Genomic DNA, 19,810 nt, shown 5'->3' on the forward strand with positions numbered 1-19,810 from the left:
CGATAAATTCGAAGAAAATCACCTTGCATTTCTATATCAGAAGGAAAAGGCCAGCAGTGAAGACAGCACTTTTTTCAAACTGATAAAGAGAAAAGGATAAAACAACACTGCAAAAACATCAAAATCAGGTTTTTTTACAGGGAGAATTCATTTGAATACTGGATCTCCCCCCGCTTTCAGTAACTCTCAAACTTCCACAATGATACCAAAATGGCACACATGTTGATACATGATCACTATCATCTCATAAACCCAATCCTGGAGGTAACCAATGCCTGTAAGAACCGGAGAATCTTTTTGGGAAGGAACCCTGATGGGAGGACATGGAACCATAAAAGTAAAAAGCGGCCTCTTCAGCAGCCCATATAACGCAGCAATGCGATTCCAGGATGAACCTGGAACCAATCCCGAGGAGCTGATAGGGGCAGCTCATGCAGGATGTTTCTCAATGCAATTCGCCCATCTGCTGGCTCAGAGCGGGTTTACCGCTAAAAAGATCCACTCCCGCTCAAAAGTGCATATAGAAAAACAAACCGAAGGGTTCACCATCACAAATATCGAACTTTACACAGAAGCCGTTGTGCCCGGAATCTCAAAAGAGCTCTTTATGCAACAAGCCCTGAAAGCTAAAGACACATGCCCGGTCTCAAAAGCCCTGTCAGTTCCAATCTCCCTCGAAGCATCTTTAACAGACGAGATCCAGCAATGATACAGATCTTTAACCAGATGATAAGAGCAGCAAAACTCGATTCCTCTCTATATGAGGAGGTCGAATCCAATACTGATGCACTACTGCCGGCAATGACCGTTATCCTTATATCCAGTATCGCCGCCGGAATCGGAACAATCCCTGAGCGCGGCCCATCAGGAATTGTAATCGGAACTCTCACCGCACTGATAAGTTGGTTCATCTGGTCATTTCTGACTTTTTTTATCGGAACAAAACTCCTGCCTGAAGCTCAAACCCAGGCAGATCTGGGACAACTGCTCCGCACAATCGGCTTCTCAAGCTCCCCGGGAGTAATCAGAATTCTGGGTTTGATCCCTGTCCTGGGTGCCATCGCCTTCGCTGTCTCAGCTGTCTGGTCACTTATTGCTATGGTTGTAGCCGTACGCCAGGCATTAGATTATACTAGTACTGTGAGAGCAGTTATGGTCTGCATCCTGGGATGGATTGTGCAGATAATCGCACTTGCTCTTCTTTTTATTCTGGTGCCCACTAATTGAAAGGAGATCCTGATGAAGAGGAAAATGCACTGGAATGAGTTCAGTCCTGTACAGAAAAAAGGAATAATCTTTTTAGCTGCACTGCAGATCATTCTCCTTGCCAGCGCTCTTATCGACATTGCAAGAAGGCCCTCTTCCGGAATAAAAGGCAGGAAGCTTAAGTGGGTACTGATCTCTTTTATCGATTTTGCAGGACCTGTTTCCTATTTCCTTTTCGGCAGGAAAAGTCCTGAGGAGCCCGGGAAGGTTGCCTGATCTTTTTCAGAGCTGAATCGGATTGCCCAGTCTGACACTACCTGCCGAATAAGCGTAAATAATCCGGTATCCGCTTTACATCATTTATGGTGACAAACAGGAAAAGCAGCAGAAAAAATGCAATGGCAACTTTGTTGATAACCATCTGTGTTTTCACCTGTAAAGGTTTTCTGCGGATCGCTTCAATCAGCAGGAACAAAAGTAAACCACCATCGGTAATTACCAGTGGAAGCAGATTGAGTACTGCGAGATTTATCCCTATCAGTGCCATGAAATTAAGTATCTGAGAGATCCCCTGAAGTGCAAGAAAACCGGAAACAGGAATTATCCCCAGAGGGCCGCTGAGATTATTCGCAGAAACTTTCCGGGATGCCATTTTCCCGATTACATCAAATATCATTGTGGTATACTCCCAACTCTTTTCCAATCCCTTTTGGAAAGCTGCCCCGGGAGCATACCTTACTTTTCTGACCTCACCCTCACTTACTCTTACTCCGATCAGATTGCGTCCGGTCTGCTTGTCAAATCTGGGCGTAATCTGCATCGAGACTGTTTCCTCACCCCTTTTCACTTCAAAGAGAAGTGGATTGCCCTCTTTGTTCTCTGATATAATATCCATCAACTGAAACCAGGAATAGATCTTCTGCCCATCGATGAAAAGGACAGTGTCTCCTGCCCTCATCCCTGCCTCATCAGCAGATGACCCACTGTTTACTTCTGCAACAATTGCCGGAAGCGCCGGGAGTACTCCCCCTGTGGGATTCTCAGGAATCGACCCGTCACTGTTTTCCATCCTGAGCATTGCTGTTTTCTGCTCACCATCCCTGCTGTAAACAATTGTGTATTCCTGTTCCTGCTGGGCAAAGAAACTTTCAATCTCTTCCCAGGAACTCACACTCTTTTTATTAATAGAAATGATACTGTCTCCAGCCAAAAGCCCAGCACTCTCAGCAACTGAACTGTCTTTTACAGCACCGATAACAGGACGCTCATAATAGAGCGGCTTATCAACACCCCACATGAAAACTATCCACAACATGAAAATCGCCGAGATAAAATTTGCTGCAGGTCCGGCTATTGCCACCAATGCACGCTGATAAACCGGTTTTGATGTGAATTCATCAGGATCACCTTTTCGCGGCTCCTCCGGATTCTCACCCGCCATCTTCACATATCCACCAAATGGAATCGAACCGATCCGGTATTCAGTCCCCTTGTAGGTCTTCTTAAAAACAGGGTTACCAAATCCCAGAGAAAATGCCAGGACATTGAACCCACACCTCTTCGCCACCAGAAAATGACCAAGTTCATGAATGAAAACAAGAATACCTAATACAAGTAAACCCAGAATTATCGATAGTATAACTGTCATCGTTTGCCTTTTAAGAATTGTTTTAATATACTTTCGCGAACCCTCCTGTCTGCTTCCTCAATCTCCTCGCAGGAGTCAGCAGGTTCAGGCTTACAGGTTTGCAATGAATATGCCACTATCTCGGAAATCTGATTAAAGGAGATTTTTCCATCCAGGAAAGCCGCAACTGCGACCTCATTAGCCGCATTCACCACTGCAGGTGCCGTCCCCCCGGCCTTTCCGGCCTCAATACAAAGACGCAAGCAGGGGAAACGATTGAGATCAGGATCAGAGAATTCCAGCCGCCCAATCTCTGGAAGTGATAAACGCTTCCCTCCCATCGGAAGCCTCTCCGGAAAACTAAGTGCAAACTGAATCGGAAGCTCCATATCGGGAAGTCCCAACTGCGCCATTATCGCCCCATCATGAAACTCCACAAGGGAATGAATAATCGACTGTGGATGAATCCAGACCCGTAATCGTGAATATGGAAGAGAAAAGAGATGATGCGCTTCTATTACCTCAAAACCCTTGTTCATAAGTGTCGATGAATCGATAGTAATTTTAGGACCCATTGACCAGGTCGGATGACTCAACGCCTGAGCCGGAGTGATAGAATCGAAACTCCCGGCAGGCAGATTACGAAAAGGTCCACCCGATGCGGTAAGAATAATTGATTCAACTGTGGAATCTTTTACTCCGTGCATGCATTGAAGAATCGCGCTGTGCTCACTGTCAACAGGTACCAATTCGCCCTTTCCCTGTTCAAGCAGACTTCTTATGTAATCTCCACCGATTACCAGACTCTCCTTATTGGCCAGAGCCACTCTTCTGCCGAGTTCAAGCGCTATCACCGTAGGTCTGAATCCCACCGCACCCACCAGGGCGTTAAGCACTATTTCACACTCATTTTCCCTGACCAGTTCCTCAAGACTGCCACATACTCTCAACTTCCCGCCAAACTCGTTCCTTATCTTATCTGCTCCGGAAGGATCGCCGATAAATACCATCTGTGGATTGAATTCGCGTATCTGAGAGATAAATTTGTCTACATTCCTTCCGGCTGCAAGCCCGCTTACCCTGAATCTATCCCCGAACCTTCTTATACAATTAAGAGCGGAAGTCCCGATTGAGCCAGTGGAGCCTAAAAGCAATATTCTTGATTGTGAAATCTCCATTTTTATCCGAAAAACCTGCTTACCGTGTAGGAAAAGAGTGAAAGAACCGGTGCAGTAAAAAAAACCGAATCAAATCTGTCAAGAATTCCGCCGTGACCGGGAATCATATCAGATGCATCCTTCACCCGGAAATATCTCTTCATAAGTGAGACCAGAAGATCCCCCACCTGTGCAAAAACCCCGATAAAAATTCCAAGCACTATCCCCAGCCAGCGTGGATATAAAGGATTGGCAAAATACCACCAGCCTGCCCCACTCACTAATATAGCCGCAAGGAGACCAGCTATACTCCCCTCCACTGTCTTCTTTGGACTGATACTGCTGAAGTGGGTCTTTCCCCATAAGGAACCAAAAATGTAGGCTGCAGAATCACACATGAAAATCGAAGCTATTACTGTAACTACTCCTAACTGCGAAAGCATTTGGGCCTCAAACCTGGGTGGAAAAATAGACTGGAAAGGCTCCCTGTACAGGCTCAAAAGAGATGTCCCTGCAATGTAGAGAAAGGCTATTCCGCTGAAAAACAGACTGGCCCTGACCCAACGTTTTCTCTGGTTTCTCTTTCCCCAGATAAAAGCCTCAAGCGCTACAAGAATCAGAAGAGTGTAGATACTCAGGTCTGAGGGAACAATATTCTCTTTGTCAAAGTAAAGAACAAAATAAGAGACCAGCCAGATATACCCAAACCAGAACGCGTTGCGGGGATAAAATATGCGGAGCATCCGGATGTATTCAAAGCAAGCCATTAATACAAGAACAACTACAGCAGCCTGAGCAGGGTATACTACAGCTACGCTCCTGGGTATAATCGATATGTTAGAGTTTATAACCCACCACCCCAGAGGAGCCGCCCACAACACAAATAAAAGACGTTTACCCAGATCTGAGAATCTCATGACTCCTTCACCTTCCCAAATCTGCGGTCCCGTCTGGAAAAATCCTCAATGGCTTCTATCAGACAGTCTTTATTAAAATCCGGCCACAACACATCAGTGATGTAAAGCTCAGAATAGGCCGCTTGCCAGAGCAAAAAATTGGAGATTCTCTTATCCCCCCCAGTCCGTATTATCAGCTCAGGATCGGGGATGTCTTTTGTAAAGAGATACTCACGGAACGATGCCTCATCGAGAAGGTCAATCAAAGAGGGGTCTTCTGCAGCCTTCCTGGCAAATTCTCGTGCGGCATTTACTATTTCAGAACGTCCTCCATAGCTTATGGCCAGGTTTAAATTCAGCCCGGTATTATTTCTGGTCTCCTCGATACCATTAAGGAGCACCTGACGGGTTTTGGGGGGAACCCGTGATAGATCACCGATTGCCCTTAACCGCACATTATTTGCATTCAGACTCGCTATCTCTTTTTTGGTCATCTCTACCAGAAGATCCATCAGCATAGATACCTCTGAACTGGGCCGTCCCCAGTTTTCCGCAGAGAACACATAGGTGGTCAGATATGAGACACCCAGCTCTCCGCAAGCTCTGACTACCTCCCTGGTAGCATCGGTACCGGCACGATGACCTGCGGACCTGGGAAGCCCACGCTGCCGCGCCCACCTCCCATTTCCATCCATTATAATTCCAATATGTGTGGGAATAATCATTATGAGTAAATTTCCCGCCATTTAACGGGACTATTAGCAACTAAACTTTCGATATGAGGTCGATTAATGTTTAAATGCCCTTTCACCAGCCTGCATAGAGAGGATTCGTAGTTCATAAAAAAACTGACTCCCGACAAGAGGTTTCTGCTCCCTATGTTAAACTGTAGAAATCTTGTTAAATATACTTTCTGCGGGAAATAGAAGAAATGAAGCGGATATTTAGGGCCTGTATCAGAATCATCTGGGTTTTATGGGTATAGATTTCTGATACTCTTAAAAATAAAATTCTTATTCTCCAAATAAACCAGAGAATCATTTATCAAATAATCCAAGTTTTTCTCATGAAAAAACCAGTGCGACCATTTTTAATAAATTTAATCGAAACCTTATTCTCTGGTGAAACTCAGGAAAATCACTCAATCAAGAAAATCGAGGTCTCTACTCAGACCTCCATGATCTCTTTTTCTTTGTTGGCAAGCAGATCGTCAACCGTTTTTATAAACTTATCCGTAAGCTTCTGAATCTCATCAAGCCCCTTCTTTGATTCATCCTGAGTAATTTCCTTGTCCTTCTCAGTCTTCTTCAACTTTTCATTTGAATCACGCCTGATGTTCCTGATACCAACTTTACTTTCCTCTGCAACTTTCTTGCAGTTCTTGAACAGGTCCCTGCGGCGTTCCTCTGAAAGAGGAGGTATTGGAAGGCGAATAAGGTTACCATCATTCTGAGGATTGAGTCCCAGATCAGATGTCTGGATTGCTTTCTCAATCGCAGTAAGCATCTTTTTCTCCCAGGGCTGGATAACAATCATCCTGGCGTCAGGAACTGAGATATTTGCGACCTGATTTACAGGCATGGGAGAACCATAATAATCAACTGTCAAACCATCGAGAAGTGCCGGACTGGCTCTTCCTGCCCTGATCCTTGAAAGGTCTTTTTTCAGGCTTTCAATTGTCTTCTGCATTCTCTGATTAGTTTCCGACTGAATAGAATCCAAAGCACTCATGCCTGTTCTCCTGTTTTGATAATTGATCCCACAGCCTGACCCTCTATACATTTACGGAGATTTCCATGTTCAAGCAGCTTGAAGATGATAATCGGAATTGAGTTCTCCTGGCAGAAGGAAAAGGCTGTCACATCCATCACCTTCAACCCCTTTGCCAGCGCTTCAGCATGGCTGATGCTGCTGAACCGTACCGCTGAAGGGTTCTTTAAAGGATCGCTGTCGTAAATACCATCTACCTTGGTTGCCTTCAGAATCACTTCACCGCCTATCTCAGCGCAACGCAGCGCAGCAGCGGTATCTGTCGTGAAAAATGGATTGCCGGTTCCCCCCGCGATTATTACCACTTCCCCGTTCTGCAAACACTCAATCGCCTTGGCCGGAGTGTAGTATTCTCCTGCCCGGTCAAGACGAACAGCAGTGAGTACCCTCGATGGGCACCCACATTTATCCAGGTATTCCTTCATTGCAAGGGAGTTTATCACTGTCGCCAGCATCCCCATGGCATCACCGGTTACCCTCGAAACACCCTCAATTGTAGCCCCGCGGAGAAAATTCCCCCCGCCAATTACTATCCCTACCTGAGTCCCGGCGACAAGCACCTCAGCAATCTCCTCGGCTATTCTGGAAATAACCGACGGATCTATGCCAAACCCTTTGCTTCCGGCAAGTGCTTCACCGGAAAGCTTCAATAGCACTCTCTTGAACCTGGCACCCATCAGGTATATTACTCCTCCGCACCAAGCTCAAAGCGTACAAAATCAAGAACCTTGATTTTTGCACCTGTCTGCTTCTCAGTCTCTTTTATGCGGTCAGTCACACTGATATCCGGAGTCTTTATAAATGCCTGCTCAGTCAATACGACTTCCTGATAGAATTTCGTCAGTTTGCCTTCAACTATCTTATCCCAGATTTTTTCCGGTTTACCTGAACTCTGTGCCTGAGTAAAGTAAATCTCCTTCTCTTTATTTACCACATCCGCAGGAATGTTTTCCCTGTTGGCTGCAATAGGATTGGCAGCAGCAACCTGCATGGAAAGATCCTTACCCAGATCCGCCATAGCCTGGCTGTCAAGCTCCTTGTCAGCAGACAATTTGACCAGAACACCGATTTTCCCATTGCCATGAAGATAACTGAAAAGACGTTCACTTGCAGGATTGACATCCATCTTGCGATACCTGCGGAAAGTGATGTTCTCCCCGATTTTTCCAATAAGCTCGGTCAGCCTGCTCTCAACAGACTGCCCGCCAAACATTGGAGAGGTCAACTTCCGGGCAGCTTCGATATCAGCAGGCTTCTCCTGAATCAAAAGTTTTCCCAGCTTGTCCACAAACTCGATAAAATCCTCGTTCCTGGCGACAAAATCTGTTTCTGAATTGACTTCGAAAACTATACCACAGGAAGGCTCAATCAACAGGGTGACCTTTCCCTCTTTCACCGCTTTGCCTGCTCTGCGGGCAGCAGTTGCCTGACCCTGCTTTCTGAGATTCTCAATTGCCAGGTTCATGTCACCCTTGGACTCAATCAGGGCCTGCTTACAGATCATCATTCCAAGCCCGGTCTTTTCTCTGAGTTCTTTTACTTGTGCAGCAGATATTTCCATTTGTTATTCTCCTTTTCTTTCCTGCAGATCCGATGTGCTTCTGTTATTCTTCTTCGGCAAATTTAACGATTTTTTTGTGGATAACACGAGGTTTTTTCTTTGTTTCTTCCGTTTCCTCCACAGCTCCCTCTGCTACCTCAGTCTCTTCTGCTGGTGCAGATGCCGCTTTTGCAGTCTCCTGCTCGATAATCTCTGCTTCAGCAATGTTTGCGCTCTCCTCCATGATTGCGTCAGAAACTGCTCTGGCTATCAATTGCACCGACTTTATGGCGTCATCATTACCGGGAATAGGATAATCAACCACATCAGGATCACAATTTGTATCTACTATTGCCCCGATCGGTATACGCAGACGACGTCCCTCGGCAATTGCAATATGCTCTTTGATTGTGTCAACAACAAAAATGATACCTGGAAGCCTGCGCATATCACGGATACCACTCAGCACAGAAAGGAGTTTCTCCTTTCTTTTAATAAGAAGCATCCTTTCCTTTTTGGGAAGAGCCTCGATTGTACCATCCGCCTCCATGGTCTCGATTTTTTCCAGCTTGGAAACACTCTTGCGAATAGTCTGGAAATTAGTAAGCATCCCGCCAAGCCACCTCTCGGTTACATAAGGCATCTTGCAACGCTCGGCTTCTTCCCGGATGCAATCCTTAAGCTGCTTCTTTGTACCAACAAACAAAACCTTTCCACCCTTGGCAACTTCCTTGCGCACTCGCGTAATGAATTTTTCAACAGAAAGCAGAGTTTTGTTCAGATCAATGATATAGATGCCGTTTCTTGGACAAAGAATAAAGCGCTTCATCTTCGGGTTCCAGCGCTTTGTCTGATGGCCAAAATGGGTCCCGGCTTCCAGCAGGTCTTGTACTGATAATGTAGACATACAAACTCCTTAACTTTAGTGGGTTGAACTTCCACGGAGATTCATTACGGATAGATTACCACCCCTGCAGACAGCACCCGTCTTCCGCTCTCACCGTGTGAAATTATTTTTTTAAAATTGAACTTCGCCGCCTGCGTCCAATGAAAACGTTCGTGTCCGATAAATCCGACACGAACGATATCTCCAGAGCAAGCAACAGAATTTTATTACAAATGGGAATAAAACTATCGCTTTGAGAATTGGTATCTTCTGCGGGCTCCAGCCTGGCCATACTTTTTACGCTCAACCACCCGGGAGTCTCTGGTAAGAAATCCACCCTTGCGCAGGGCTTTACGGTTTTCCTCACTGATCAAAGCCAGTGCCCTGGCAATTCCCAGACGAATCGCACCAGACTGCCCACTAAGACCGCCCCCCCGAACACTGGCAACCACATCGAAAGAATCAGCTACCTGGAGTAAATGCAAAGGCTGTTCCGTGTCCTTCACCAGTACATCACTCATGAGATACTCTTGAATAGACCTTCCATTTATGATCCTCTCACCTTTGCCGGGACGAACAATTACGGTCGCAATCGCGTTCTTACGCTTACCGGTCGCAGAATACCTGTTTTCCAAAATGACCAGCTCCTTTTTTATCTTAGATGGTTAAAGCAGTGGGCTGCTGCGCAGTATGAGGATGATTTGACCCGGAATACACATGAAGCTTCTTCATTATAGCCCTGCCACGCGCATTTTTGGGAACCATACCATGGATAGCATGAACCAGAACCTTCGATGGATCAAGTCTCATCTGCTCCTGGAAGGAACGGAATTTTCCCCCACCGGGATAACGGGAATGGCGGAAATACTCTTTGGTCTCCGCCTTTTTTCCGGTCAGCACAACCTTCTCTGCATTTACTATGATCAGAAAATCCCCATGATCCTGATTTGGAGAATAAGCAACCTTACCCTTCCCTATCAAAATCTGAGCAGCCTTCGATGCAAGCCTTCCCAGGGTCTGATTGGCAGCATCAAGCACATACCACTTACGCTCAATCGACTTTGTGTCCACAACTACTGTTTTCATGGTCATTCCATCCTGAAATACAAATTTCGTTTTTTGGATAAGTTTGTTGAATATAAAACAGAGGTGAGGAAAAAGTCAACATTCTTGATTAAAGTTCAGCAGGAAAAACTGTGCCTGCAATTTTTTACCTGAGTTTTTTCCTGAACCGGTGCCCTGCCTTTTCCCCTGCTTTCATGCTTCTCTGCAAAAAAATCACTTCCGGTACATGCGTATAAAGAGAGGGCCTTTTTTGCTGTTTTCCTGAATCATCTTGTCCAGGGAATATATGGAGTCGCTTCTCATGTCAATTTTATGCACGACCTCACCCTTGGCATTGTAAAGCACCGCGCGCTTGAATCCCTGAAGTTTGCGGGCGTCCGGACGACTCCCCATCACCGATATAAACGCAATATCCTGATTACTGGAATAGGATCTGGCTTTAAAAGTGTTCCTGTTTTCCGAATCACTCTTCCCGCCCTTGACCGGCTCGGAACCATATACAGAAGAGATGAAGAAAACTGGTATCAGTACTGCAAACAGCAACCATCCAACTGAGCTTTTCATACCGGCCCCCAGAAAGGTAAACTATCACTGCACTACTTTGTCAATATAAGGAAAAAGCCCTCTATTTACTTAATAAAGAATAACTGCCCACGCCTGCACTCCAAAGATCAAGATCTGTAGGCAAGGAGACGTTTACTGCGGGATGAATGCTTCAGCCTCCGCAAAGCCTTCTCCTTTATCTGACGCGCCCTCTCCCGGGTCAGGTTAAACCGCTGGCCTATTTCCTCAAGGGTATGAGAAGTATCCTCCCCTATTCCGAAATATAACCTCACAACTTCCTTTTCTCTCTCACTGAGAGTCTCAAGGGTGTGATTTATCTCATCCTGAAGTGAAATCTCCATTAGCCCGTCATCCGGCTGCTCCTGATCCTCATCCTGAAGAATATCCATCAGCTTGGAATCTTCCCCGTGCTGAAGCGGGGCATCCAGAGACATATGACTGTTGCCGATCTTTATCGTCTCCCGCACTTCAGCTTCATCAATATTGAGCTCAGCAGCAAGCTCCTCTACATTGGGAAGACGACGATACTTCTGCTCAAGCTTGCTTTGCATCTTCCCTATCTTATGAATTGTACCAACCCGGTTAAGCGGCAACTTTATTATTCGGGATTGTTCAGCCAAAGCCTGTAAAATGGCCTGCCTTATCCACCAAACCGCATAAGAGATAAACTTGAAATTCTTCTTCTCATCAAAGCGCTTTGCAGCCCTGATTAAACCCAGATTACCCTCATTTATCAGGTCACTCAGGGGTAATCCCTGATTCTGATAATTCCGGGCAACGCTTACCACAAATCTCAGATTAGCTTTTACCAGCTTCTCAAGCGCCTTCCGGTCACCTTTGCGAATCCTTACGGCCAGCTTGGATTCCTCTTCTACCGTCAGGCTCCTGTTTTTCCCGATTTCTTTAAGATAAAGCGCAAGCGAACCCTCCTCAGGAAGAAATTGCGATTTTTCCATACTCTCCGTTTCACCTCATATATAAAAACCAGCTATGTAAATGCTGTCCTGGTACTCTCTGAAAAAATTCTTACAATATAAACAAATCCACACTTTATGTGCAATCCAACCTAGTTTTTCGATTATATCATCATGGAAAACAGATATAAAGAACTTTCCAAAAAAATCGGCTCTGCTCTGGATTTCTCCAGAAAACCAAGCACTAAATTAATTCCTCTAAATGGTGATTTCAAACTGGTTTCCTACCGCAAAACAATCCATCCCGCAATTATTCCTCTTGATTATTCTCTTAGAATCCCTTACTATTGACTCCTGTTGCCTGTCGGTTCGATAGCTGTTAATGTGGAAAAGTCCAAGTCTCTTCACACCTGCCCTGATCCCAAGCTCAACCACATCAGTGTACATAGAATGACCCCAGGCCTTAAATTTCCTGTACTCCTCCCTGTCAAATTCTGCATCATGAATCAACAGGTCCGCATTTTTACAGAAATCCACGTAATACTCAAAAGGCTGACTCCCGGGCAGGTCATAACCAAGCTCATTGTCCGTCAGAAATACAAAAACCTTCCCTTTTTCCTTAATTCTGTATCCCAGCCCCCCATTCGGATGGTTCAAATAAATGGGTGTTACCTTTACAGAACCTATCCGGAAAGATTTGGCCATGATATCTTTGTAGCGTACTCTGGCAGGAAGGTTCTTAAGATCCACCGGAAAATATGGAGACCTCATCATCCCATGCAATGCACTCTCGAAACTGGAAATCTTAAAAGGACACCCGTAAATATTTATACTGAATTCACGACTATAAACAGGACCGAAAAAAGGAAGCCCTATTATGTGGTCAAGGTGAAGATGAGTGAAGAGGATGTTTAGTTTTCTGATCTTTTCCCTCATCAACTTAACACCCAGATTCCTTATACCGCTTCCTGCATCCAGGATTATTAAATCACCTTCCCCGGACCTGACCTCCACACATGCAGTATCCCCCCCATACTTAATGAATTCAGGACCACTTACGGGTATGGACCCTCTCGATCCCCAGCAACGAATGCGCATCTTCACACCTCATCAAAGCAACATTTTTGATTAAATCCAGAAAAATCACTTCTTAACCCTGATAATCCGCAGCAGACTATTTACCAGCTCAATCTATCCTTAATTTCTCCGAACACGCCACAGAATCCAATATTATAAATCTTCACTGTTTAAAATACGATAAAAAAGTATCCCCTCTTGATTTAGATAACCGGGTCCGGTCAGAAGATTTCAGGGACTTGATCGTATTTCTTTGACAGCCTACCGTCAAAAAGTATATTTGAAGATTACTCTGAAAATTGATATCAGGAGGAAATATGTCAAAAACTTGCGAAATATGCGGAAAACACCCGCAGTCCGGTAATACAATCTCGCATGCGCACAATGTAAATAAAAGGATTTTCTATCCGAACCTGCGCACAATCAAAAGGGTTGTAAATGGTACTTCCAAAAGAATAAAGATCTGCATGAAGTGCCTCAAGGCCATGGCCAAAAACTGACTATCTTTGCTCCGTGCTTCCAGCACGGAGCCGAAGCCCCTTTTCTCTCCCCTGGTTCCCAGTCCTGATAAAAAGTAATGAGGAATTGCAGAAATTTATTTTTCGTCCCAGAATATCTGTTTCAAAGCCTTCCCTTATTTTAAAAACCTTTCTTACTCTGCTGAGCTTTATAGATGTAAAGTGATCACACCCATCAGGATCAATCAACTCAAAATCATCAAACAATGCCTGCGCATTTGAAGAGGTATACAACCCTGCTTTATGATATAAAGCTTCAGCAGGTTTAGATTCAACTAATGAGCCATTGATCAGAAATTGAAGCTCTCCATTTTCTCTTTTCAACTCCAGAGTATAGATACCCTCAGATTCTGATCGCTTAATAAATTCAAGCTCCGGGTCCTGGCCATCTGAATGGACAGAATACTGGCTCTTTCCATTGATACAGAAAAACAGATTGGTATTGCCGGAAAGCACAAAGAGGCCGCAAAGTGAACTGCTGTCACTTCCTGAAGGGTTTACAGTTGTTTTCATGCAGAAATTCCCGAGTGGAATCTCCAGCCCATAAAAGAATTCCTGATAAGCTGTCGTTGTGACTTTCAGGACATTGTCCCCTCGTACTGCGTCTCCACTTCCATCTGTTGTCCACCCAAAAGCAGCAGTATCCCGGAAATCATCCCTGAAACAGGTAAAAGTTGCTGAGTCAATGGTTTCATCCCTGAAAACCACATCATCAAAGGATGCAGAAATATAGGGCTGGGCAAGCAATCCGATATCACCGCTTTCCAGTTCAGAATCAGTAAACGAAAAGATGAAATACCCGTTACAGAAAACACTTATCCGCTCCCCTTTTTTGCTCACTGAGATCTGGTTCTCGGTCTTCTTCACAAAAGGGCTTTCCTTTGAAGAGATAAGGGTTGCTCCGTCAGGGCTGTGCCTGTAAGCGAAAACCGAGCCATCACCAGTCATTACTGCATAAGAATCGGCCCCTTCATCTGTGTTTCTCAAGCAGAAAAGGAGTCCCGCACCGGGATAAACCGATACTACTTTTGCACTGAAAGTGAAATCCGGGTATTTCTGAGGCATATTATGTACCAGCATCGCAGAATAAACCATACTTGTATTGTCAATTGATGCAGATCCGCCGCTGAAACCGGCACTTCCGCCATTGTCAATACGTGCCACCCAATTCAGAGTCGAGAGCGCTTCGTTACTGAAGTCGTCCTCGAACAGAATCGAAGCTCCCAGAAGGGTGGAAATCAATATAAACAGAATTGATCGCATCCTGTTTATTATAACCTGAGTTTACGTAAAGGACAACAATTACAGAGAAGGAAATGAAATCTGTCAGGTACGCCAAAAGGCAATACCTTACTATCTGCATCTACCATTTACAATCGCAGACTGTCGCTATTTTCTCCTCTGGCACCTTGGCTGAACCGGCTTTCCCTGTGGATAGGAGCCAAGAAGACGGTAAAACCGGGTGATTTCCTGCAAATTGGAGATTGCGTTCCGCTGAGATTCCGATTCGGCTGAACCTTCGAAGTCAAGATAAAACAGGTACTTGAATCCTTTCCCATGCACCGGGCGTGATTCGATTTTATAGAGATCGATATCTCTGAGGGCAAACGCCCCGAGACATTTGAACAAGGCACCCGGAACGTTTTTCATGGAGAAAACTACCGATGTTTTCACCGGTACACCTTTCGGAGGTTTTTCCGCCTTTCTTGCCACTATCAGAAATCTTGTAGTGTTCCATTTGTTATCCTCGATGTTGCCGGCCAGAATATTCATGTTAAAGTCGATAGCCGCCTGCATCGATGCCACAGCCGCGGAGTCATCCAATTTCTCGTCTCTGATCTTCTTCACGGCCAGAGCAGTATTGGGATAAGGAATCTTCTCTACATTCGGGAAACGTTTCAGGTACTCTTTACATTGAGCTAAAGCCTGGGGGTGAGAGAATATTCTTCTCACCTGTGTTTTTTTCACTCCTTTATTGGCAATAAGGAAATGCCCGATCCGCAACAGTATCTCACCTGTTATGAATAGTCCACTCTCCAGAAGGAGATCATAGTTCTGATGAATACTCCCGGCAAGGGAGTTTTCAATCGGTACTATTCCATAGCGGCAGTCACCATCAGCAACAGATCTGTAAATTTCCGGGAAATCAGGTTTTGCCTGAAGCTTTGCCGAAGGGCCGAAATGCTCTATAGCGGCCAGTTCACTGAAGGAGCCGCGCTCACCAAGAAAAGCAACTTTCATTTGAACAACCTCCGTACCTCCAGTAAACGTTGAGAATAATACTTTTCACTCAGATTACTGTATATTACACCTTTACTGCTGCTTGCATGCGCAAAACGCCCCTCACCCAGAAAAATACCTACATGATTGACAATCCCCCTCGACCCCTTAAAGAATATAAGATCCCCATGACGAGCCTGCTGCATGGGAACTACCCTTCCGTATTTCCTGAGTTTCCTGGTGGAATGCGGGAGTTTCACTCTGCTTACATCTCTGAAAACAAGGCAGACAAAGCCGGAACAATCCACACCCTTTCTGCTCATTCCTCCATAGCGGTATGGAGTACCAATGTAGGACGCTATTACCGAAGAGAGACGGGATTGAGGAATCTGGTAATTTTTACGGTAATCCCAGTCCCGGGGCACAAGATACTGTTTTGAAGTGGTCCCTGTCTGAGGAGAACCACGGGAATATTTCACCGATGGAGCACAGCCGGAAAAGAAAAGAACTGCACTTATAAACACCGCACTAAGTCCGAAACCCGGCCCGGAACTTTTCATCAAATATTCCCTGTCAATTTCCCTTCATCTCCTGAACCGCAAATGCCATACGCAGTGCCGTATCCTCTCTCCAGTGGGGAGCCATGAACTGAACCCCGACAGGAAGACCTTCTGCAAAAGGACAGGGAACACTGAGGGCAGGAATTCCTGCCAGATTTGCTGAAACAGTATAGATGTCAGTCAAATACATCTGTAAAGGATTATGCAGCTTTTCGCCCAGTTTGAATGCGGGTGCCGGAGTAACAGGTGATATGAGGATATCACATTTCTGAAATGCCCGCTCAAAATCTTCCTTTATCAGTGTCCGTACCCTGGCCGCTTTCAGATAGTAGGCATCGTAATAACCTGAACTGAGCACGTATGTACCCAGCATTATTCTCCTCTTTACCTCTTCCCCAAAACCCTGTTTACGGGTTTCGCTGTACATGTCAATAAGGTTTGAACTCCCGCCGCTGCGGAAACCATACTTTACGCCATCATAGCGGGCAAGGTTCGAAGATGCTTCTGCTGTACAGATTATATAATATGTTGCAATTGCGAAAGAAACATTCGGCAGGGATACATCCTCCACAACCGCACCCGATTTCTTCAGACGCCCGACAGTCTCCAGAATCGGCTTTCTGATTTCATCTGTCAAACCCTCGCCGAAATACTCTGCAGGCAGGCCGATCCTCAACCCTCTGATATCACCACTGTAAAGAGAGGTGGAATCGGCAAAGGGTTTACCGGCACAGGTGGAATCCCGCTTGTCAGCACCGGAAATTACAGATAGCAGAAGTCCAAGATCCCGTACATCGGAGGCAATAGGGCCGATCTGATCAAGTGATGATGCGAAAGCGACCAGGCCATACCGGGAAACCCTGCCATAAGTCGGCTTTAAACCTGCCACCCCGCAATGGCTGCAGGGCTGTCTGATAGAGCCACCGGTATCAGAACCCAGAGCAGCAGGAACAAGCCCCGCTCCAACAGCCGCAGCACTTCCTCCGCTCGATCCCCCGGGGATCCTCTCCTGGTCAACAGGATTTCTTGTGACACCGAAAAATGATGTTTCTGTGCTGGATCCCATCGCGAATTCATCGAGATTGGCCTTACCTGCAATTACTGCCCCGGCCTCAAGCAGCATCTCCACAACTGCCGCATTGTAAGGGGGTTTGAAATCCTGAAGCATCCTTGACCCACAGGTTGTCGCCGTTCCTTCAGTGCAGATATTGTCCTTTACAGCCAGGGGAACACCAAGAAGAGGCATCTTCTCTTTTTGTTCATCAGGAAGAGAGTCCAGAGCTTTAGCCCTTGCTATAGCTTCCTCCTCCTGAACAGAGATGAAAGAATGCAAACTGCCGTCTTTCTCACTTATCAGATCAAGCGAACTTTTAACTGCTTCCAGGCACCCGATCTCTTTTCTGCGGATCTTCTCGACCAGCCTGGAAACTCCCATACCTAAAAAAGCCATTCTAAAAACCTTCCTGTTAATTGTTCCGGCATGAACCGGATCGCACCTTCAATGCTTATCTGTACCAGCGAAACAGATATAGACTGACAAAAATTCCTATTATGGAAAGCAAACTGAATCTGATCATGAAACCGAACTGGAATTTGACAGCATGCAGATCTATCAGTGCTGGCTTGTTATGCGCGAAATCCCCAATTCCGAATGGAATGCTGTAGGTAAAAAACGTCTTTACAACATTCTCGCCTCCGGGCAGCATCGATACTATACTGTTAAGATAAGCTCCGATAATGATCCCCACAAAAACCACCAGCACAATTGTAGAGATCCGTTTTTCCTTTAAAGGAACCGCCATACCGATCCTTTCTGTAAAATGCCCAGCGTTTTTATCTTCCGGTATACTCACTGAGAGTCAGACCGGTTTCTATAGTCTTGCCTTTTCTAATGATAACCAGTTTTACCTTGTCATCTACAAAGTAATCCAGGAAGAAACCATCGATATCAGCATGACTCTGAATCACTCTTTTTCCCATCCGCCGGATAATATCACCCACACGTAAACCGGCTTTCTCCCCGGGACTGCCCGGCTGTACACTGACAATTACCACACCATCAGTACCTTCGTATCCCAGAGAGATCGCTATTGAACGATTAAGATTCTTCACTGATATCCCGGTCCACACCTGCCTGCGTTTTCCATATCGAATCAGTTCTTCGGCGACTTTCCTGGCACGGTTTATAGGTATGGCAAACCCAATCCCTATAGACCCCTTGCTGGCATTTGATCCTGTATAGATAAAGGTGTTTATCCCGATAACTTCCCCAAGGGCATTGACCAGTGGTCCGCCACTGTTTCCTGGATTAATGGCTGCGTCGGTCTGAATCATTCCCTGATAGTAAACACCTTCCGTAGGAGCAAAATTCCTGTTAAGTGCGCTTACTACTCCAACTGTCACTGTAGGATGAGCATCATTTATAAAATTCAGAAACGGGTTGCCTATTGCAATGGCCCATTCACCGATCATTGCCTCGTCAGAATTCCCGAACCGTACAGACTTGAATTTATCACCCTTTACAGATATTACCGCCAGATCCGACCTTTCATCTGCACCTACCACAACCCCCTCAACCTGGCGCCCGTCGGAAAAATTTACATACAGCTTGGCTGCATTCTGCACAACATGGTAATTCGTGAGAATCATACCATCTTTACGGATAACAAATCCCGAACCGATGCTTTCAACCTGACGGTACCTGGGCATAAGCTCCGGTCCAAAGAAAAAATCAAAAAAATCATCGGAATAGTACTGGTTCCGCACTACCTGGATCTGAGTGACTACTATGCCAACAACACAGGGCGCCACAAGCCTTGTCGATGTTACTATGGCGTTTTTCCTCGACTGGTTCAGTTCATCCTGAGCAACAGCCGTCTCCTGACGACGATAATTCTTTTCAGGTTCAGACTCACGGTACACAGTATCGACAGATTCGGTGTAATTTGAAAAGAACTGGAAGTTTCCGTTATAGAGACGGCGCATGAATTCGGCACCGCCAATAAGACCGGCACCAATCCCAAGGACCAGAAACAGAAGGTATACGGAAGCTTTTCCCTCACACCGGTACATCAGTCTACCCCCGGATACATAACATTTTCCAGCACAAGCCCGAAAGGCGGAGCTGTTTCCCCAGCCAGGCTGCGGTCCCTGCTGGCAATTATCTTTTCCATTGTAGCCTCAAGTCTGCCTCTTCCAATATCCACCAATGTACCGACAATTGACCTTACCATCTTATAAATAAATCTGTTTGCTTCAATTGTAAATACCAAAATGTCCCCCTCGTTTTCAAGGGAGGCCCTTTTTACCGAACACACCGAATTTTTCGAGCCGCTCCCTGATGCCATAAATGCGGCAAAATCCCTCTCTCCCATTAAAGCCGGAATGTTGGCCCTCACCTTTTCCCAGTCTACCCTGTACCTGAGTTTCCATACCTGTCCGAACCGAAGCGGCCGTTTCTGAAAACAGATATGATACCTGTAAAGGCGGCTGACAGCAGAGAACCTGGCATGAAAATTCGGTTCTACCCGCTGAAAATTAAATACCGCGATCTCAGGGGGAAGGAGCGCGTTTACCGATAACTGGCATCTGTCGCAATCTATTAAGCCCTCAAAATCAAAATGGGCTCCCTGCCTCCTTGCATGAACCCCCGCATCCGTTCGCCCCGCTCCGGTAACAGAGACCTCAGTCCTGAGTACAATGGAAAAGGCTCTCTCAAGATGTTCCTGAATGCTTTGGACATCAGGCTGACGCTGCCATCCTCCAAACCGGCTCCCATCATATTCTACCCTGAAAAAGTATCTCAAATAT

The 19,810-nt window shown here is 45.7% G+C and carries 24 protein-coding genes; 4 read left to right on the forward strand and 20 right to left on the reverse strand.

All coding sequences use genetic code 11. The annotated features are described in order from the left end of the window. Positions 1-271 precede the first annotated feature (271 nt). From GX089_06755 to GX089_06765, 3 genes are read left to right on the forward strand one after another with little or no spacing between them, the layout of a single operon-like run. Positions 272-709, forward strand: a complete 438-nt coding sequence (locus tag GX089_06755; protein ID NLP02176.1) for an OsmC family peroxiredoxin — start codon at positions 272-274, stop codon at positions 707-709. Beyond that, positions 706-1,227 carry a hypothetical protein gene (locus GX089_06760; GenBank protein ID NLP02177.1) on the forward strand — a complete coding sequence of 174 codons (522 nt, stop codon included), beginning with the start codon at positions 706-708 and terminating at the stop codon, positions 1,225-1,227. Before GX089_06755 ends, GX089_06760 begins: the two co-directional genes overlap by 4 nt. Positions 1,228-1,239: 12 nt before the next feature. Continuing rightward, positions 1,240-1,482 (forward strand): PLDc_N domain-containing protein, encoded by a 243-nt coding sequence (locus tag GX089_06765; protein NLP02178.1) that lies wholly within the window; start codon positions 1,240-1,242, stop codon positions 1,480-1,482. Between the two features lie 37 nt (positions 1,483-1,519). Here the strand turns inward: GX089_06765 and rseP are convergent, their stop codons facing one another. The 13 genes from rseP to GX089_06830 all read right to left on the reverse strand — a co-directional run bounded on the left by rseP (position 1,520) and on the right by GX089_06830 (position 12,723). After that, complete coding sequence (gene rseP, locus GX089_06770; GenBank protein ID NLP02179.1) at positions 1,520-2,854, reverse strand: RIP metalloprotease RseP; 1,335 nt, start codon at positions 2,852-2,854, stop codon at positions 1,520-1,522. Next, on the reverse strand, positions 2,851-4,011 hold the full coding sequence (locus GX089_06775; protein NLP02180.1) for a 1-deoxy-D-xylulose-5-phosphate reductoisomerase: 1,161 nt from the start codon (positions 4,009-4,011) through the stop codon (positions 2,851-2,853). The genes rseP and GX089_06775 overlap by 4 nt, the downstream gene beginning before the upstream one ends. Positions 4,012-4,013: 2 nt before the next feature. Next, on the reverse strand, positions 4,014-4,907 hold the full coding sequence (locus GX089_06780) for a phosphatidate cytidylyltransferase (GenBank protein ID NLP02181.1): 894 nt from the start codon (positions 4,905-4,907) through the stop codon (positions 4,014-4,016). Next, the gene (locus tag GX089_06785; protein NLP02182.1) at positions 4,904-5,632 is read right to left on the reverse strand and encodes an isoprenyl transferase; all 729 of its coding nucleotides are present in this window, start codon (positions 5,630-5,632) and stop codon (positions 4,904-4,906) included. Before GX089_06785 ends, GX089_06780 begins: the two co-directional genes overlap by 4 nt. Before the next feature lie 421 nt (positions 5,633-6,053). Then, on the reverse strand, positions 6,054-6,617 hold the full coding sequence (gene frr / locus GX089_06790; protein NLP02183.1) for a ribosome recycling factor: 564 nt from the start codon (positions 6,615-6,617) through the stop codon (positions 6,054-6,056). Next, on the reverse strand, positions 6,614-7,333 hold the full coding sequence (locus GX089_06795) for a UMP kinase (GenBank protein NLP02184.1): 720 nt from the start codon (positions 7,331-7,333) through the stop codon (positions 6,614-6,616). The genes frr and GX089_06795 overlap by 4 nt, the downstream gene beginning before the upstream one ends. A gap of 8 nt (positions 7,334-7,341) precedes the next feature. Next, complete coding sequence (locus GX089_06800) at positions 7,342-8,217, reverse strand: elongation factor Ts (GenBank protein NLP02185.1); 876 nt, start codon at positions 8,215-8,217, stop codon at positions 7,342-7,344. Between the two features lie 43 nt (positions 8,218-8,260). Then, positions 8,261-9,103, reverse strand: coding sequence for a 30S ribosomal protein S2 (gene rpsB / locus GX089_06805; GenBank protein NLP02186.1), 843 nt, complete (start codon positions 9,101-9,103; stop codon positions 8,261-8,263). Positions 9,104-9,327: 224 nt separating this feature from the next. Continuing rightward, positions 9,328-9,717 carry a 30S ribosomal protein S9 gene (gene rpsI, locus GX089_06810; protein NLP02187.1) on the reverse strand — a complete coding sequence of 130 codons (390 nt, stop codon included), beginning with the start codon at positions 9,715-9,717 and terminating at the stop codon, positions 9,328-9,330. A gap of 22 nt (positions 9,718-9,739) precedes the next feature. Beyond that, positions 9,740-10,168 carry a 50S ribosomal protein L13 gene (gene rplM, locus GX089_06815; GenBank protein NLP02188.1) on the reverse strand — a complete coding sequence of 143 codons (429 nt, stop codon included), beginning with the start codon at positions 10,166-10,168 and terminating at the stop codon, positions 9,740-9,742. A gap of 192 nt (positions 10,169-10,360) precedes the next feature. Then, positions 10,361-10,711 carry a hypothetical protein gene (locus GX089_06820; protein NLP02189.1) on the reverse strand — a complete coding sequence of 117 codons (351 nt, stop codon included), beginning with the start codon at positions 10,709-10,711 and terminating at the stop codon, positions 10,361-10,363. Between the two features lie 107 nt (positions 10,712-10,818). Then, entirely contained in the window at positions 10,819-11,667 is an 849-nt protein-coding gene (locus GX089_06825) for a sigma-70 family RNA polymerase sigma factor (GenBank protein NLP02190.1), read from the reverse strand. A gap of 216 nt (positions 11,668-11,883) precedes the next feature. Continuing rightward, positions 11,884-12,723 carry an MBL fold metallo-hydrolase gene (locus GX089_06830; GenBank protein NLP02191.1) on the reverse strand — a complete coding sequence of 280 codons (840 nt, stop codon included), beginning with the start codon at positions 12,721-12,723 and terminating at the stop codon, positions 11,884-11,886. 296 nt (positions 12,724-13,019) lie between these two features. Between GX089_06830 and GX089_06835 the strand changes: the two genes are divergently transcribed. Beyond that, a complete protein-coding gene (locus tag GX089_06835) occupies positions 13,020-13,202 on the forward strand; it encodes a 50S ribosomal protein L28 (protein ID NLP02192.1) in 183 nt (60 codons plus the stop codon). On the opposite strand, the gene GX089_06840 is transcribed toward GX089_06835, so the two are convergent. The 7 genes from GX089_06840 to truA all read right to left on the reverse strand — a co-directional run bounded on the left by GX089_06840 (position 13,203) and on the right by truA (position 19,806). Further along, entirely contained in the window at positions 13,203-14,483 is a 1,281-nt protein-coding gene (locus tag GX089_06840; GenBank protein NLP02193.1) for a hypothetical protein, read from the reverse strand. Between the two features lie 126 nt (positions 14,484-14,609). Then, positions 14,610-15,461: a prephenate dehydratase gene (pheA, locus tag GX089_06845; GenBank protein NLP02194.1), complete on the reverse strand. Its 852-nt coding sequence runs from the start codon at positions 15,459-15,461 to the stop codon at positions 14,610-14,612. Next, on the reverse strand, positions 15,458-16,000 hold the full coding sequence (locus GX089_06850) for a C40 family peptidase (GenBank protein ID NLP02195.1): 543 nt from the start codon (positions 15,998-16,000) through the stop codon (positions 15,458-15,460). Before GX089_06850 ends, pheA begins: the two co-directional genes overlap by 4 nt. 13 nt (positions 16,001-16,013) lie before the next feature. Next, a complete protein-coding gene (gene gatA / locus GX089_06855) occupies positions 16,014-17,450 on the reverse strand; it encodes an Asp-tRNA(Asn)/Glu-tRNA(Gln) amidotransferase subunit GatA (GenBank protein NLP02196.1) in 1,437 nt (478 codons plus the stop codon). A 55-nt stretch (positions 17,451-17,505) separates the two neighbouring features. After that, entirely contained in the window at positions 17,506-17,802 is a 297-nt protein-coding gene (locus GX089_06860; protein NLP02197.1) for a DUF4321 domain-containing protein, read from the reverse strand. 31 nt (positions 17,803-17,833) lie between these two features. After that, a complete protein-coding gene (locus tag GX089_06865; protein NLP02198.1) occupies positions 17,834-19,072 on the reverse strand; it encodes a trypsin-like serine protease in 1,239 nt (412 codons plus the stop codon). Then, entirely contained in the window at positions 19,072-19,806 is a 735-nt protein-coding gene (gene truA, locus GX089_06870) for a tRNA pseudouridine(38-40) synthase TruA (GenBank protein NLP02199.1), read from the reverse strand. The genes GX089_06865 and truA overlap by 1 nt, the downstream gene beginning before the upstream one ends. Positions 19,807-19,810 lie beyond the last annotated feature (4 nt).

The sequence above is a fragment of the Fibrobacter sp. genome (assembly GCA_012523595.1).
Lineage (GTDB): Bacteria > Fibrobacterota > Chitinivibrionia > Chitinivibrionales > Chitinispirillaceae > JAAYIG01.